General features: G+C 55.9%; 13 protein-coding genes. 4 read left to right on the top strand and 9 right to left on the bottom strand.

The window, feature by feature from the left end:
• The first annotated feature begins 3 nt into the window (after positions 1–3).
• Positions 4–3,171 carry an efflux RND transporter permease subunit gene (locus BM155_RS03280; protein ID WP_074901079.1) on the top strand — a complete coding sequence of 1,056 codons (3,168 nt, stop codon included), beginning with the start codon at positions 4–6 and terminating at the stop codon, positions 3,169–3,171.
• A gap of 153 nt (positions 3,172–3,324) precedes the next feature.
• Here BM155_RS03280 and BM155_RS03275 read toward each other — a convergent pair whose 3' ends face one another.
• Positions 3,325–3,930: an FMN-dependent NADH-azoreductase gene (locus BM155_RS03275; protein ID WP_067153322.1), complete on the bottom strand. Its 606-nt coding sequence runs from the start codon at positions 3,928–3,930 to the stop codon at positions 3,325–3,327.
• A gap of 105 nt (positions 3,931–4,035) precedes the next feature.
• Here BM155_RS03275 and BM155_RS03270 point away from each other — a divergent pair, with 105 nt between their 5' ends.
• Positions 4,036–4,968, top strand: coding sequence for a LysR family transcriptional regulator (locus BM155_RS03270; RefSeq protein ID WP_254773100.1), 933 nt, complete (start codon positions 4,036–4,038; stop codon positions 4,966–4,968).
• Between the two features lie 413 nt (positions 4,969–5,381).
• On the opposite strand, the gene BM155_RS03265 is transcribed toward BM155_RS03270, so the two are convergent.
• Positions 5,382–6,317 carry a mechanosensitive ion channel family protein gene (locus BM155_RS03265; protein WP_254773098.1) on the bottom strand — a complete coding sequence of 312 codons (936 nt, stop codon included), beginning with the start codon at positions 6,315–6,317 and terminating at the stop codon, positions 5,382–5,384.
• Positions 6,318–6,494: 177 nt separating this feature from the next.
• Complete coding sequence (locus BM155_RS03260) at positions 6,495–6,824, bottom strand: hypothetical protein (protein ID WP_067153320.1); 330 nt, start codon at positions 6,822–6,824, stop codon at positions 6,495–6,497.
• A 286-nt stretch (positions 6,825–7,110) separates the two neighbouring features.
• Here BM155_RS03260 and gap point away from each other — a divergent pair, with 286 nt between their 5' ends.
• Complete coding sequence (gene gap, locus BM155_RS03255) at positions 7,111–8,115, top strand: type I glyceraldehyde-3-phosphate dehydrogenase (RefSeq protein ID WP_074901077.1); 1,005 nt, start codon at positions 7,111–7,113, stop codon at positions 8,113–8,115.
• On the opposite strand, the gene BM155_RS03250 is transcribed toward gap, so the two are convergent.
• The 3 genes from BM155_RS03250 to BM155_RS03240 all read right to left on the bottom strand — a co-directional run bounded on the left by BM155_RS03250 (position 8,064) and on the right by BM155_RS03240 (position 10,978).
• Complete coding sequence (locus BM155_RS03250; protein WP_254773096.1) at positions 8,064–8,915, bottom strand: CLCA_X family protein; 852 nt, start codon at positions 8,913–8,915, stop codon at positions 8,064–8,066. The genes gap and BM155_RS03250 overlap by 52 nt on opposite strands.
• A complete protein-coding gene (locus BM155_RS03245) occupies positions 8,809–9,099 on the bottom strand; it encodes a helicase C-terminal domain-containing protein (protein WP_231902519.1) in 291 nt (96 codons plus the stop codon). The genes BM155_RS03250 and BM155_RS03245 overlap by 107 nt, the downstream gene beginning before the upstream one ends.
• A 214-nt stretch (positions 9,100–9,313) precedes the next feature.
• Complete coding sequence (locus BM155_RS03240) at positions 9,314–10,978, bottom strand: VRR-NUC domain-containing protein (RefSeq protein ID WP_074901073.1); 1,665 nt, start codon at positions 10,976–10,978, stop codon at positions 9,314–9,316.
• 232 nt (positions 10,979–11,210) lie between these two features.
• Here BM155_RS03240 and BM155_RS03235 point away from each other — a divergent pair, with 232 nt between their 5' ends.
• Positions 11,211–11,924: an NUDIX hydrolase gene (locus BM155_RS03235; protein ID WP_067153314.1), complete on the top strand. Its 714-nt coding sequence runs from the start codon at positions 11,211–11,213 to the stop codon at positions 11,922–11,924.
• A 282-nt stretch (positions 11,925–12,206) separates the two neighbouring features.
• Here BM155_RS03235 and BM155_RS03230 read toward each other — a convergent pair whose 3' ends face one another.
• The 3 genes from BM155_RS03230 to BM155_RS03220 form a co-directional block, all read right to left on the bottom strand.
• Entirely contained in the window at positions 12,207–13,628 is a 1,422-nt protein-coding gene (locus BM155_RS03230) for a nicotinate phosphoribosyltransferase (RefSeq protein WP_074901071.1), read from the bottom strand.
• Positions 13,629–13,843: 215 nt separating this feature from the next.
• Positions 13,844–14,902: a bifunctional nicotinamide-nucleotide adenylyltransferase/Nudix hydroxylase gene (locus BM155_RS03225; RefSeq protein WP_067153310.1), complete on the bottom strand. Its 1,059-nt coding sequence runs from the start codon at positions 14,900–14,902 to the stop codon at positions 13,844–13,846.
• Between the two features lie 90 nt (positions 14,903–14,992).
• Positions 14,993–15,967 carry a site-specific integrase gene (locus BM155_RS03220; protein WP_074901068.1) on the bottom strand — a complete coding sequence of 325 codons (975 nt, stop codon included), beginning with the start codon at positions 15,965–15,967 and terminating at the stop codon, positions 14,993–14,995.
• Between the last annotated feature and the right edge of the window lie 147 nt (positions 15,968–16,114).

The raw sequence follows: 16,114 nt of genomic DNA, 5'->3' as shown, positions 1-16,114 counted from the left end.
GCAATGGCTAGTTTCTTTATCAATCGCCCGATTTTCGCTTGGGTGCTGGCAATTATCACCATGCTCGGCGGTGGCCTGGCCATTACCCAGCTGCCGGTGGAGCGCTATCCGGATATCGCACCGCCAGCGGTCACCATCGGCGCCGTGTATCCCGGTGCTTCCGCTAAGGTGGTGGAGGACTCGGTTACCCAGATTATCGAAGAAAATATGAAGGGGCTGGACGGATTGCTCTATATGTCCGCCACCAGTCAGTCCAATGGTACCGCTTCGATCACTTTGACCTTTGAGAATGGTACTGACCCGGATACGGCCCAGGTACAGGTACAGAACAAGCTGCAACTGGCGACCCCTCTGCTGCCGGAAGAGGTGCAGCGTCAGGGGCTGAGTGTCAGTAAAGGTCGCACGGGCTTTTTGATGGTACTCGGCTTTGTGTCCGAAGACGGCAGCATGTCTAAAGCCGATATCGCCGACTATATCTCGTCGAACCTGGTGGATCCGATCAGCCGGGTACCCGGAGTCGGTAGTCTGCAGGTCTTCGGCTCCAAATACGCCATGCGCATTTGGCTGGATCCGCACAAACTCGAGACTTACCGCCTGACACCGGCGGATGTCGCTGCAGCAGTACAGGCGCAAAACCAACAGGTGGCAGTTGGCTCCCTGGGTGGTACCCCGGCCGTACCCGGTCAGCAGCTGAACGCGACCATCAACTCGCAGGGTCGTCTGCAAACACCGGAGGAGTTCCGCAATATTGTGATCCGGGCCAACGATGACGGCTCGGTGCTGCGCCTCGGAGACATCGCGCGGGTGGAAATCGGTGCGGAAAGCTATGAGACCCTGACCCGCTATAACCGCCAGCCGGCAACCGGCGTGGCGGTTACTCTGGCCACCGGCGCAAATGCACTGGAGACTGCCGAGAATGTCAAGGCGAAGCTGAAGGAGCTGGAGGAATTCTTTCCCACCGGATTGAAAGCGGTAGTGCCCTTCGACACAACGCCTTTCGTGCAGGTCTCTATCGAGGGGGTGGTCCATACCCTGGTCGAAGCGGTGGTTCTGGTATTCCTGGTGATGTATCTCTTCTTGCAGAATCTCCGCGCCACATTGATCCCGACTATCGCTGTGCCAGTCGTGCTGCTCGGCACATTCGGGGTACTTTTCTCGCTGGGTTACTCCATTAACATGTTGACCATGTTCGCCATGGTGCTGGCTATCGGTCTCTTGGTGGACGATGCCATCGTGGTGGTGGAAAACGTCGAGCGGGTGATGAGCGAGGAGGGGCTGTCGCCGAAGGAGGCGACCAAGAAGTCGATGCGGCAGATCTCCAGCGCCCTGGTGGGTATCGGTGTAGTGCTGTCCGCGGTGTTTGTCCCCATGGCGTTTATGAGCGGGGCCACGGGAGTTATTTACCGACAGTTCTCTGCGACTATCGTTTCCGCAATGGCGCTGTCTGTGCTGGTGGCCTTGATTCTCACGCCCGCGCTTTGCGCCACTATTTTGAAGCCGCTGAAAAAGGGCGAGGCTCACGGCCACAAAGGATTCTTTGGTTGGTTTAACCGCAATTTCGAGCGCGGCACTGACCGCTACCAGCGGGGTGTGCGCGGACTGCTTGCGCGCGGTGGCCGCTTTATGGCCATCTTCGCCGGGCTGTTGGCCGTGATGGTCGTGCTCTTTTTAAGGCTGCCGACATCCTTCCTTCCGGAAGAAGATCAGGGCGTGCTTTTCTCCATGGTGCAAACCCCAGTTGGGGCCACCCAGGAACGCACCATGGAGTCCATCTATAAGATTGAAGATCACTTCCTGAACAATGAGCCCGACAATGTGGTGTCCGTGTTCTCTGTGCAGGGGTTCAGTTTCGCCGGTTCCGGCCAGAACAATGGCATTGCATTTATCAAGCTGGCGGATTGGGATGAGCGCAAGGCGCCGGAGCAGGGGGCCAGCGCGATCGCCATGCGCGGCATGGGGGCGCTGATGCAAATTAAGGATGCCATCGCCTATGCCTTCTCGCCACCGGCACTTCCCGAGTTGGGCACATCCAATGGTTTCAATTTCTACCTGAAGGACAATGCCAACCTGGGACATGTGGCACTGACCAACGCGCGCAATCAGTTTCTCGGTATGGCTGGCGAAAGTCCTCTACTGGCGAATGTGCGTCCCAATGGGCAGGAGGATACCCCGCAGTTCCGGGTGAATATCGATACTGCCAAGGCAGCGGCCCTCGGTCTCTCGATCGCGGATATCAACTCAACCCTGAGCGCCGCCTGGGGGGGAGCCTATATCGACGACTTCATCGATCGCGGCCGGGTGAAGAAGGTCTATCTGCAGGCTGATGCGCCTTTCCGCATGGTGCCCGAGGATTTCCGCTTGTGGTCGGTGCGCAATAACCAGGGAGAAATGGTGCCACTTTCCTCCTTTGCCAGCTTTAGCTGGGAGTATGGCTCACCGCGTCTGGAGCGCTACAACGGCGTGCCGGCGATGCAAATCAACGGTGAAGCGGCGCCCGGTGTCAGTTCTGGCGAAGCCATGGCTGAAGTGGAGCGCTTGGTGAAGCAGCTGCCGGATGGAATCGGCATGGAGTGGAGCGGTCTCTCCTATCAGGAACGGGCTGCCGGTGCGCAGACACCACTGCTCTACACCTTATCACTGCTGATCGTGTTCCTCTGTCTCGCAGCGCTTTACGAAAGCTGGACCGTGCCCACCGCCGTTCTGTTGGTGGCTCCTCTTGGGATCCTTGGCGCAGTGTTGGCGAATACCTTCCGCGGAATGGAGCGGGATGTCTACTTCCAGGTGGCGATGCTGACAACCGTGGGATTGACCAGCAAAAACGCGATTCTGATCGTGGAGTTTGCCAAGCAGAACCTGGAAAGTGGCATGGAGTTGATTCAGGCGACGATGCGCGCAGTGCGTGACCGGCTGCGCCCCATCCTGATGACATCCCTTGCTTTTGGCCTCGGCGTATTGCCATTAGCGGTGGCTACTGGTGCCGGCTCGGGTGCGCAACGTGCTATCGGCACTGGCGTCCTGGGCGGAATGATTGTCGGTACACTGCTGGGGATCTTCTTTATCCCGCTGTTCTTTGTGGTAGTGCAGCGACTGTTCGGCAGCAAAACGGCCGCAATGGAAAGCTCTGAGGTTGAATCAGAGAAGCAGCGCCGAGAGGCCGCTGAAGCTGTTTGAGCCTTGTATTAGCGAAGATATCGCCTGTCTCAGTCAGGCTGCCATAAAACAACGGCCGGTGGCTGCGATCGATGGAGGATGTTTTCGATCGCGGCCACCGGCCGTTTGTTTTAGGCGGCTGAAGACAAGGGGCTCGCCTTGGTCTGTGCCTCCTTAAACCAACTCAGCGATTTTTTCGCGGGCAGTTTTGACACTGTTTTCCTTGGCGTCCTGACTTACCGATAAGCCTTCAGCGTGGACAACCTCGACGTCGGTGATGCCGAGAAACCCGAGGAACTGGCGCACGTAGGCAGTTTGGGAATGATCTTCTCCGTGGAAACCACCGCGTGTGATAAACACCACCGCGCGTTTGCCTTTGATCAGTCCTTGGGGACCTTCGGGCGTATAACGGAAAGTCACGCCCGCGCGGGCAACATGGTCGAAGTAGGCGCGCAATGTGGATGGCACACTGAAGTTATACATCGGAATGCCCAGTACCAGCACATCCGCTGAGGTGATCTCTGCAATGAGTTGATCGGAATAGTTCACCACGGCCTTTTGCTCCGCAGTGCGCTCTTCTTCCGGAGTGATAAATGACTGGAAGCGCGCCAGATCGAGATGTGGGACTGGCTCAGCGCCGAGGTCGCGGGTGATTACCTGGCCCTGAGGGTTCTGTGCCTGCCATTGGCGGGCGAATTCATCTGCCAATTGAGACGATACACCGTCATTCTGAAATAGGCTGGTTTGGATCTTAAGTAGCTTTTGCTCTCGGTGTGTCATTTCGGTATTTCCTCACTGTATTCCGAATGTGAGGCCATTTAAACATTGATTAATTCGATAAAAAAATATAAAAAACTGCTAAAACTCATCGAACGGATAGATTTAATGGCCGACAAGAAGCAGATGGAGACCCCTTTGACACCGCGTATCAGTCTGGAACAGTGGCGTTGTCTGGTAGCGGTTGTCGAGGAGGGCGGCTACGCCCAGGCGGCGGCGCGCTTGCATAAGAGCCAGTCATCGGTGAGCTATTCCGTGCAAAAGCTGGAATCTGTGCTGGATATCAAGGCTTTTGTCATAGAGGGACGCCGTGCGGTTCTTACCAGGGCGGGAGAGATGCTCTACCGCCGTGCTCGCCAGCTACTGGAAGATGCCGCGGGCTTGGAGGTAGCGGCACGCAAAGCGTCAGCGGGCTGGGAAGCGGAGATTGCCATTGCCGTGGAAGTCTTGTTTCCCACCTGGTTATTGCTTGGCTGCCTGGATGACTTTGGCCGCGAGAGTCCGCAAACCAGGGTCGAGCTCTACGAAACGGTGATTGGTGGCGCGCCGGAGGCCCTGGAACAGGGCAGAGTGGATCTCGCGATCACACCACATGTGCCCAGAGGCTTTGTCGGTGAAATGCTTCCCCGGCCGGCGCAGGTGATTCCAGTGGCACATCCCGATCACCCCCTGCATCAGCTGGGACGCGAGGTCACACTGCGCGACCTGCGCCAGCACCGGCATTTGGTGGTTCGGGACACAGGTTCTCAGCGCACCAGCAAAACCACTACCGTTGAAGTGACACGGCGCTGGACGCTGACCAATATGGCGACTTCTATCGGTGCCGCTTGCCGCGGTTATGGATTTGCCTGGCTGCCGAAGGAAAAGATCCTCGCGGAACTCGAGAGCGGTTTGCTAAAACCCCTGCCCATACGGGGTGGTAGTGCGCGCAGTATTCCCTTGTATTTGATCTTTGCCGATAGGGATGCCCCCGGACCGGGCGCTCTACGCCTAGCCGAGATAATCCGTGCGAAACTACAGGAACCCGGCGTTGGCACCTAGGGAACCCCTGATTCATTCGCGTGAACACTATGGTAGGTTCTGGGGCGCTCAGGCACTAGGATGGCCATTTCGAAAACGCACGAGTACTTCCCTGTAGCTCCGTCGGATACATCCCTGTATCCAACGGTTTCGAAATGGCCAGCCTATCACCTGAGCTTCTCCATCTGGCTCCAAAGAGTTTTTAGCGTCAGGAAGTGAATTAATCAGAGGTTCTCTAGGGGAACTTCGATTAACTCGCTTCTGAGGGTAAAGGTAAAAAAAGCCAGGCGAGAAGTTCGGGTGATGGAGGAAATGTTGAAAACGCCGGATACCTTGAGGTAATCCGGCGGAGTTGCAGGGATGGTCTCGACTGTTTTCGCAATGCATTTCTCATCGCCCGGCGCACGGAAACCAATATAGATCGGGAGCCGGCTTTAAGCTCCGGAAGCTGATGTATTGGCCCCACCCCGGGAGGTGGCTTCAAATTGTTGGTGCCAGAAGTTGAAGAAATCCTCGGTAACTTTCTGTTCGATCTCGTGCGCCTCTTCTCGCGGACAGAAGACGGTAACTGTCAGCACATCGTGCCCCAGTTCATTGGTAGTGATGCGCACTTCAGCATCGGGACCGGATAGTTCAACGCCCATGCGGTGCTCAATGAGTTTGCAGTAGCGCTCAGCCACTTCCCGAAAAGGTTCGCAGTGCTCGCGTATGCGCGTGCTGATGTACTCTTTAGCCGCCATGGGGTTCACGCCATTACTCTCGCGCACCAGGGCGAAAGAATGTTCTATATAGCGGCGCATAAAGTTCAGGTTTTTTACCGGCTGTGTAAAGAAGGCGCTGTTGGGAATAAATAAGGTCGCCCCTGTGTATCCATTGCCGAGTCCGTGGGGATCTATTTCTAACAGGGTGGTACTGAGCCAGTCACTGTCGATTACTTCACCGAATTTATCGCCGATTTTAATCCAATCCCCCACATTGAATGCGCGCATACTCCGCTGAAAAACGCCGCCGACGAAGCACTGAACGAATTCCCGCAAGGCAAGGACAATCGCTACGGAAAATGCGGCGATAGACAGGGCAAACTCACGCAGTTCGGTGATCCATATGGCGATCAGGCCAATGACCAGCAGCAGATTGCTGTAATTGTGTACCGTGCTGATACGGCGGCGCTTATCTGCCTTGGCCCAGTTGCTGCGCGCTATAGCAGCGGCGAGCAACCAGCGCAGCAACAAAATAGTAACGATAGTCGCCAGGGTAAGGACAAATTTGTGCGTCAAAAGCGCTTCCAGCATTTCCGGTCCTGCTCGATAAAAACTCATATTGCTGGCGGCTTGAATCTGCGCCCCGCCGGTGTCTTGAATGCGGCGCACAGTCTTCCCGCGACCTCACTTGGTAGAAATACACGCCTCTCCTCGCCGGCCACACTGTAGCGCTTCGTGCCCTGTTAAGTAAATAGACGGTTGAGCCCCGCGCGTGTGCCATTGCGCGAATCAAAGACAGGGGGCAAGCCGGCGTTGCCCGTATTGTGGAAAAAGGTCAGGCTGAGGTTACTGCACTGCCGCGACCTGTTGGTGATCTGCAAACTCCAGGTAGTAGGACATATATTTGTGCATTGCCTGAACGGCTGCCGGGCTGCCATACATGAGCTTCTCAAAGTCACTGTTGTAGGCGATGGTGGCCGCCATCGCCAAGTGATAATCCGAGTACCCCAGGCTTCGCAATGATTTCGCTGCCACCCGTGCCATTTCCTCGGCATCAGCGCCTGGAGTACCGTCGCTGGTCAGCGCGTCCTGGAAGGCGAGCTCGAAGAGGTGGTAGTGAGGCTCTTCCGCGCTGAACAGCTCAACCGCCTGATAGATTCTCTCTGCTGTCGTCATGGGTGTGCTTCCCCGGGGTAGAAGCGGCGCATACTAAAGGAAGGGGAGGTCAGTCCAAACAGGTTTTCCGAACAAGATCATGAATTAAGCGACAATATTTTGCTAAGAGCGCATCGTGTCTCAGGCTTGAGGCAGCGCCGTAGCAGGATGAAAGGCACAAGTGATGGAATAGCGATTGTAAAACCGCCGGCTACCGGGGGCTATCCGGGCCCTCCTAACACCGGCCCCTGCCGCCGCAGTAGCTTCTATTCTTTGAGATAAATCCATCATCATTGAGTACGGTCTGATGAAACGCGTTGCCATCAACGGTCTGGGCCGCATTGGCAGGTTACTGTTGCGCCGCTATCTACAGGTGGAATACAAGCACTTTACCCTGGTAGCCGCCAACGAACCGATGCCTGCGGACAATCTGCGCTATCTGCTCGCCTACGACTCGGTACACGGCCGACTGGATGCACCGGTCTCCGTTGAGAATGGAAAGCTGACTGTGGGTAAACTCAGTGTGCCGCTGTTTAGCGAAACGCAACCGCAGAAGTTGCCCTGGGGCTCCGAGCAGGTGGACCTGGTGATCGAATGCAGCGGCCACTTTACCAAGCGCGCGGCCGCGGCCAAGCATATCGAGGCCGGGGCAGGGCGGGTTCTGATCAGCGCACCTTCGGCTGACGCAGACGTGATCTTGGTAATGGGGGTCAACGAGACCGACTATGTGCCGGAGCGTCACTATGTGATATCGAATGCTTCCTGCACCACTAACTCTCTGGCACCGGTACTGAAGGTGCTGGATGACGAATTTGGTATTGAGCAGGCCTCAGCCACCACTATCCACGCCTATACGGCCAGCCAGAGCGTAGTAGATCAGGCTGCGGGGAAGAAGATCCGTGGGCGCGCCGCGGCGCTCAACATAATCCCTACGAGTACCGGTGCCGACGCCGCCACAATTCGGGTTCTGCCGCAGTTGCAGGGCCGGCTAAATGCACTCGCGGTGCGGGTGCCGGTTGCGGACGGCTCCCTGAGTGATATATCAGCGCAACTTAAACGCAGCCCCGGCGTGGAGGAAGTTAACGCTGCTTTCAGCGCCGCCGCACACGGTCCGCTGCAGGGCATTCTGGCATACAGCGAGGAAGAATTGGTTTCCAGCGATATCATCGGAGATGCGCATTCCTGCATACTGCACGCCTTATCCACGCGCGCACAGGGAAACCTCGTGAAGGTCCAGGTGTGGTATGACAACGAATTCGGTTATGCCTGTCGCTGTCTTGACCTGCTGGAGCGGGTGTTACTGAATGGCTGATCCCGGCGGTTCTCGGCCTCCGCACGCAGAGCCGTTCCGAGTGCGGTGAAATAGTTGCTGAATGCGTTGTTGATACGCCTGCGGTGTCCGGCATTTGGGTATAGCCCCATTTGCGCCTCCTCGCTCACTTTGGTGCCGGATACAAGAAAGTTATTGCTGATCGTTGCATCTTGGACAAAGGCTTCAAATGCTCGGGCGCAGATCTCTGCGGGCCTGCTGTAATACAGGCGGCCTGTTTCCCGGTCGATCCGGCAGGATGCACGGAACAGCTCACTGGGCTTTTCCCCGCTTTCATCCAACATGATGGACTTGAAGCAATCGAACAACCGGTCGTTGAGGGGGTGGGGAACCGGCGTGGCGTCTCTCAGCCACGCCTCGGAGGCAAATACACTGCCATCTGTATCGCTGAATGCCTTATCGCCTAGATAATGATCTAATGCGTGGAACCACTCGTGGGCAATAGCGCCGGGGCCGGCATTTTTCGCCAGCGAGAAGCATCGGCTTGCCGGTTCATAAAAAGCCGATACACCGGGCCGTCCTCCAATACCGTATTGGAAGGACAGGGTACCGCGCAGTGAAATGACTATTTCCGGGCCGCGCAGTATCGCCATAAGATCGGAGAGCGCATCGTAAAACAGGCTGGCCGCGACATCGCGCTCTTCCCTCGTTACCCAGCGGCCGATACCGATGGACCTAAAGCCAAACCGCTTCCGGATATCCGAAAAAGATACAGGGCCCGATTCTCTTCGAGTGGGACCGCGCCGATAAAATTTTCGCGACAGCAGCATGGATTGATTCACTCCGTTTTCCACAACGGATAAAGTTCTCTCGATGTTTCTTTCCGCGGCCGTATCTATGCAGCTGCCAGTGTGACGGATACTGCTCCCTGTAAAAGGGCGGGGTAAAGCGGCTGTCGGCCAGTATCAATACGCCGCGATCCGAGTCGGTGCGGATTACCCGATCCGCGGCTTGAGGCACTCTCATCATTCCCGGCTAGCGGTAGTCGGGGAAAGGAAACGCCAACCTGCGCGTACCTGTTTACGGTGTTGCTGACAGCATTTGGGACCTGTGAAGATCTCTGCATGATCTCCGTATTGCCGCTGAACTTCCAGCCTGTACTCTGCTACCGGCCGCCGCAAGATAGTTTCGGAACCCGCGGTCTGTGCTTCCCCTATCGGGGTTTCGACCTCGTTCACAGTTATTGCCACTCCACATGCAGGACTCTGTGGGGAATCTGATGCTGGGCAAAGAAGGTCAGCCAACGCAACTGATTCGGTTGCAGACGATCGCCCGGCCCTTTGACTTCCAGCAGGCGATAGCCACCGGATTCAGGAAACAGAATCAGGTCCGGCAGGCCGTTTCGGTGATGGGTAATATCCGCGAGGAAGCGCCGAAACAACTGGTACCAATGCGGTACGGGAATGTGTGTCAGTGCCAGTTGCAACAGCTTATCCGATAGGGCCTGCCAGATCACCAGCGGATTGGTGATGCCCCGCTTTTCGCGGTAGCAGCGCCATACACGCTGCGTCAGAGTTTCTGTGTTGAGCTCCGCGAGGCGTCGATCGAACGCCCACTGCCGCGAGGGATAAAAGTCAGCTGTACGAAAGTCCCCCGGTTCCGCCTGAAACGGGTTATAAAATGCTCCGGGTATCGGTTTGAAGACAATATCCCAGCAATAAAGCCCCAATACACTGCTAAGCAAGTTGTTTTCAACATAGTAACAGCAGCCCCCGTCCGACTTTTCCAGGTGCTTCATGACCAGCAGTTCCACCCGCTCCAGGGATTTCGGCAGCCTGATGGTTTGCGCTGGTGGCCGGTATTGGGTGGGAGGGGGCCAGTCGTTTTCGAACACTGTATTTTTGGCTGTGCGGTGGCCGAAGCGCTCGGCAAATATCCGCTCGGCCTCGTTGCAGGGCGTGGCCAGAATTTCCCGGCACAGGGCGAGCCCGTTTTCGATATCTCCTCGCTTGACGGCGATACGCGCTCTGCGCTCTTTCGCAGGCGGATGGGTGCAAAGGCGGTACAGGCGTTCGGCATCCTCCAGCGCTTCCAGCCGTTCGAGCTGTCGGGCCAAGCTTAAACGCAGGCGATCCAGGCGGCGCTGAAGGGCGGCGTCCCCGTCAATTCCGGATGGCAACCGCTCGGCCAGTGCCAGAATAGCGTCTTTCCCTTTGTCGAGCGCGTCGCCCAGCTCTTCCTGGCACTGATAATAGAGCAGGTGCTGTTCGACCTGCGCCCGGCTCCGGAAGGGCAAGTGCCGCTGTTCCAGGGGATAGGGCTCGTAGCGATAAAGCCCCAGATCCCGCAACACAAATTCGCTCAGATCCTGACTTAGATTGCCGAAAAAAAGGAGGCGAAAGGTCTTGAAGTGCTCCGCCTTCTGCACGGCCAAGACCGGGCCGAACCGAGATAAGGCTTCCTGTAGGTTTAACGGTTGTGGACTTTGCTCCAGTAGTGCTCGCACCAGTGCCTGGCGTTTGAGTGAACGGGGGAGGGGGATGGGGCTGAGCGCGGCCAGTTCCGCTCGGTTGTATAGTGGCAGGTATGCTTCCACGGGCAGTTTCGGGTTGCGCTGTAGCAGACCCGCATCTATCAAGCGCACCACGGCCCGTGGCAAATGCTGAATTTCAGCGTAGTTGAGCTTGTCCTGCCGAAACAGCGCTCCGGCAGAAGAGGGTACCCCTTTACGCAGTAATAGCCGCACAAAGAGTCGTCGGCTGTTGATGTCCAGAGTTTCCAATCTGCGTCGGAAAGCCAGCTCCTTCTCCGAGAGTAAGTGCTGGTATCGTTTCATAACGAAATCGACCAATGTCTGAAAATTGGTCAGATAGTAGTCCGGCTTCAATTCGGCGGGGGAAGGCATTTTGTTGCTTATCTCGTAATGCAGGCACTGCTTGCGACCAGGATTGCATAGCGAGGACTGTATATTTATGCAGTATGATAAGGCAAGCCACTAAGGAATGCCTGGTTTTCTCCCCATGAGCGCAGTAGCCAATCCTGAGGAGACTGAGGCGCTCCTTTCCACGTTGACGATTGTGGTCGTGGGCTGTGAGCAAGTAATATAGTGCCTAAACGACACTATATGATGGGCTTTTATGAGCGAAGAAAAGTACTTACAGAACTACAAAAAAACGCTGTTCGAGAGTCCTTTGCTTACGGTGGACGCGGTTTTATTCACCTACCACCAGGGCGATCTCAAGGTACTGCTCATCGAGCGGTCCAACCATCCGGAGAAGGGGAAGTGGGCCTTGCCAGGTGGGTTCGTTGACGAGAAGAAAGACCGCTCTCTGGAAGACACGGTGATCCGTATCCTCAAACAAAAGACTTCGGTGGAGCCGCCTTATATTGAACAGCTGTATACCTTTGGCGGACCTGACAGGGACAAACGGGGTTGGTCGGTGACAATCAGCTATACCGCCCTGATTGCGCACCAGGCCTGCCGGAGCCATATTGAGACGGTATCGAATGTGGACTGGATGAATGTTGCGCGGGCGGAAAAGATGGAATTGGCATTCGATCACCAGCAAATACTGTATCGCGCCCGCGAACGCCTACGCCAGAAAGCCTTGTACAGCATAGTGCCCGCTTATGCGCTTCCTGAAACCTTCACTCTTCCGGAGTTACAGCGGGTGCACGAAGTGATTATCGGCAAGCCGTTACAGAAGAAGTCCTTCCGGCGCAGGATCGAACAGGCCAACCTCTTAATTGATACTGGCGAGAAACGCTCCGAGGGTGGACGCCCAGCTGCCCTGTACCGGATGCGGGAAAAGTCTGGTGACTACACCTTTGTGCGCAATCTTGAGCAGTAGTGATTTAACACCATTGCGTTGTCAATGAACGGTTATCAACTTATACGCATAGGCGTTCCGGCGGGCAGCGGCGGCTTCCTCGAATATACATAGGTTCCCGGTATACAGCGTTATTGCGGTACTTTTTAACCGGTACGGCATACAGTCGGTGGGGACTACCCCTGTCAATCTCCTGAGGTGGCTGGGTTGTATTGGCGAAGCGTGAAACAACAAAAGCCCGGTTTGGCCGGGCTCTCGTCGCATAACTCCCTTCTGGGTTTATACGGATTGGTTGAAGATACGCTAAGAAACAGCTGCCATGACAAGCTCGTCCTCGTTGTGCGGGACTGCTGCGCGTCTACGGATATCCTCTAGGCTTTGCTCAGTCAGTAGCTTTCCATTGCGGAACACCAGTTGCAGCAGGTTTTGGCGATTTCCAAGGTCCTGTTCACGAATTGTCCGAAGTTCACCGTTGCCCCGGCGAATCAGAGCCAGGCGTCCTTTTTTTGAACGTTTACCGGTATCTGTAACTGGGTCTTTGAACACATCGCGCCATAGCCCGTTGACCCGTACTGCGCTCGCCTTCATGGCAAATTTCATAGTGTCCCGGTGTACTTTTTGCAGTAGCTCCGCCCCCATACCAAATGCGATGTTATCTGCGCTCTGCTTGCGGGCTTTCATCGCGGCCAGAATACCTTCGATGGTGTGCAGTGAGATACCATCCCCCTGGATTACGCGGATATAATCCGGTAGAACCCGATAACCTTTGCTATTGATTCGGGCTCCGAAGATACGCATCAGGCGCTCGATGGTTTGGGTTACCACGTCCACGGGATCACCGCTGTCGGGCCGAATCACCAGGGTGCCGCCGTTATTTTCCACCCGCTCTTTCAGTTCACCGCCCCAGATATTATCGATGGCATTCCACAAGTTGTAGCTATCACTGACTACTGCTACGACGCGTCCGTCTCCGGTGAATTGGGTCAGCATATTGGCGTAGGCTTCGGTTTCATGCTCTCGCCCCCAGCTGGTCATAGTGCTGTGTTCTGCCGCCGGAATAGAGAAGCCGGCCATTGGGGCATTGTAGAAGCGGCGACCGGCAACCAGGGCTGCCACAGTGTCGGTACCCTGGAAGTTCACCAGGTGGGCAAGCCCGCCCAGGGCGGCGGTTTCCCCGCTGCTTGCGCCGCGCGCGCCGAAGTCATGTAGCTTAAAGGGCAGGCCGTCCAAAGTATCCGCGGTTTCCTCCAGGTAGCGCTGAATAATTTTTTTCGCCTCCCGGCTTTGTGTTGCCACTGTGGTCGGATACCAGATAGCGCGCAGCAGCGCAGTCTCAACATAACTGGTAATCCAAAAGCATTTGGGGTCGGTATTTACAACTTGCGCCAGCACATTTTGTACCGGTACCACGGTGCCCTCGGGCACGGCCTGTATTTCAATGGGCAGATAGCCTTGATGGGCTTCCAGGATATACTCCCAACCCGCGCGGTTGAACGGAACCCCATGGGCCAGGCAGAGCTCCTCCGCTTCCTCGATGTCATTCCGGGTAATGGGTTGGCTCAGGTATTGCTTGATAAAAGCCTGCAGACCGAAAAACACCGCTTCCTTGAACTGCCCGCCGCGGCTTTCAATATAGCTGCTTACGTATTGGGTACCCTCCGGGTATTGGAGGTAATGACTGGTTTTGTAGCTGTCTACGTTCAGTATCGGGTTGTAGTCTTGCATCGCGGAAACCCTCCGTCGAAAGAATTATTAGTGCCGGTCTATCCGGTACTCCGTTAGAGAAAGAGGCCACTCAGTTAGTGACGTTTCGTCTCTAACGCGAATGGTGTCTTAGAGACACTATCCTGTCAAGGGGAAATTGGTGAAAATTTTACGCAATGACGAAGTCGGGGTGGCTGGCAGGGGAGGACTGCAGAAGGTACGTAGCAGGGGCTGCGTTACGCAGCCCCCATCAGTGATTGAATGATAGCGTAGTGATCCTCAAACATCTCTCGTGGGTTCAGTGCGCCCAGAGGTACCCATTTGGCGTGGCTGGCGTCATCACCACCTTTTACCTTGGGCAGCTGGCTGTTGGGCTCCAACTCTATATAAAAGGCATGAGTAATGGTTCTGCCTCGGGCAGAGCGATGAGGATCGTCAAACACTTTCTGCCGGCGGATTGAACCCTTTAGCACTGGCGCCGGTACCTTGAGACGGGTTTCTTCGCGCAGTTCCCGTAAACATGCATCTACCAATTTCTCATGGGGATCGACAAACCCGCCAGGCAGGGCCCATAGGCCGCGTCCGGGGTAAGCGCGCCGTTTTACCAGCAGAACGTGCCCGGACTGCACAACCACCGCGTCGACGGTAACATGGGTTGGCGGGTAGGGAGCGGCGGCCCATGATGCTTTGTATTTGGCAACAAATTCCGCCTCTTTGCGTATTGCCTGATAGGCGGGATCCGCCTCCACAAAAGAGTGCAGTGCCTGTGCTACGGGCGGCGGCAGCACTCGTGATTCTTCTAAGTCATGCAATTGGCCAGTGGCGTTGTCGGAGAATATACGTTCCCGGATAGCTGTGGCACTGATCCCGTTAAAGTTTCCGATACCCACTGAATCCCACTGTGGAAACAGGCTCAGGTAGAAACCGGTGTGATCCTTGCGATGACCGATCAATGCGATTTTCGGTGGTTTGTGTGGCACTGAATGATGCGCCGTCACTATGCCATTGACTGAAGTCTGTACATTGCGAACCCATAACTCGTCGTTGTAGGGCACATCCATCAGGGGTAGGCAGATCAAGCGGCGGTTGTCTTCTGCCGGCAGACAAGCTCTGATTTGGGCTTCCCGCTCCTCATGCGTCCACGGGTTGCGGAGGTTGCGGGGTTGAAAAGCCGAGCCGATCAGTACTATCAGGTGCTCCGCTCTGGATAACCCTTCCTCCACTACTTTGAGGTGCCCCGCGTGAAAAGGCTGAAACCGGCCAATAAAGACGGCAAAGTCGTAAGTTTTGAACATGAAAGCAAGCTCCTTGCCAGATGGGCGGTACCGGTCTATCCAGTGCCGCAGTAATTTTCGCGATCATTTTTGTCTTTTAGCCACTAATAGTCAACGATCAGAGTTATCTGTAAGGCGGTTGGAGGTATAAGCGGTCAGGCTCTTTTCAATGCGTTGACGTGAAAACGGGTCGGGGGTATCGATGTAACGCATTGCAGACTGAACATCCCGCCAACCCACATATTCCATGAGAGTCTTGGTATCCCAGCCGTGACTGCTCGCCCAGTTGGCAAACCCCCTGCGCAATGAGTGGCTGCTTATTCCGGTATCAGCGGCGAGGCCGGACTCTGCAAACAAATGGCGGAGAAGGGGGGAGATACTATTGGGGCTAAGGCTTTGCCCGGACAGCTGCCCCCAGCGGTTGATAGCGCGAAAAACGGGGCCTTCTCCGATCCCGGCGAGCCGGATCCAGTCCTCATAGGCGGCAACAGGGCATAGCCGGCTCAGAGCCGGCACCCTGAACTCCCGCCCCGCGCTTTGTCGATCCCCTTTGCTGCGCGGCAGGAAGAGAGTCATCCCTTCTCCGGGGCTGACAGTTACAAACTCCACCTGTAAACGGCAGAGCTCATCGCTGCGGAAACCGCGCCAAAAACCCAGCAGCAATATCGCCTTATTGCGAGTAGCGGCGAGTAGGGTTTTGCGGTCGTTCCTCGTTTCCGCCTTTTCACGCGCACCTTCCAGCCAGTCAGTAATCCTATCCAGCTCCTCCACTTGCAGCGGGCGTGCGCGTTTTTCTTGCGCAGGGTGGAGTTCGCGGATGCCCTTCAAAACCTTTCTCACAACAGGAGCCTTGGTTGGATCGGGAAATCCCTGCTCCCGGTGCCACTGGGCCAGTGCGGCGAGGCGCAGTCGAAGTGTGCTGACAGCCAAAGTATCTGCGTGTTCGGCCAGGTAGCGGGCAACACTGTCAGCGGTGGCTGGCAGGAAGCCACCCCAGGTTACCTCGAAGTGGCGGATTGCAGATTGATAGCTGCGCCTTGTGTTTTCGCGGGTGGCCGCGTGGATGTACTGCTCAATTTTGCTCATCGCTGCACCTCGGGAGGCGGTAGGGCAGGGGCCTGAATCGGATGGGTTTCGTACTGAAAATGCGCATTTTACGGTTCAAAAAATATATAACAATGAATAATTCATTATTATCAAAAGTAAGTTTTTCTAAAAATTGGCAAGAATTAC

The organism is Microbulbifer thermotolerans, from assembly GCF_900112305.1.
In the GTDB taxonomy this organism is placed as follows: Bacteria; Pseudomonadota; Gammaproteobacteria; order Pseudomonadales; family Cellvibrionaceae; genus Microbulbifer; species Microbulbifer thermotolerans.
This window is presented reverse-complemented; position numbering and strand designations above follow the sequence as displayed.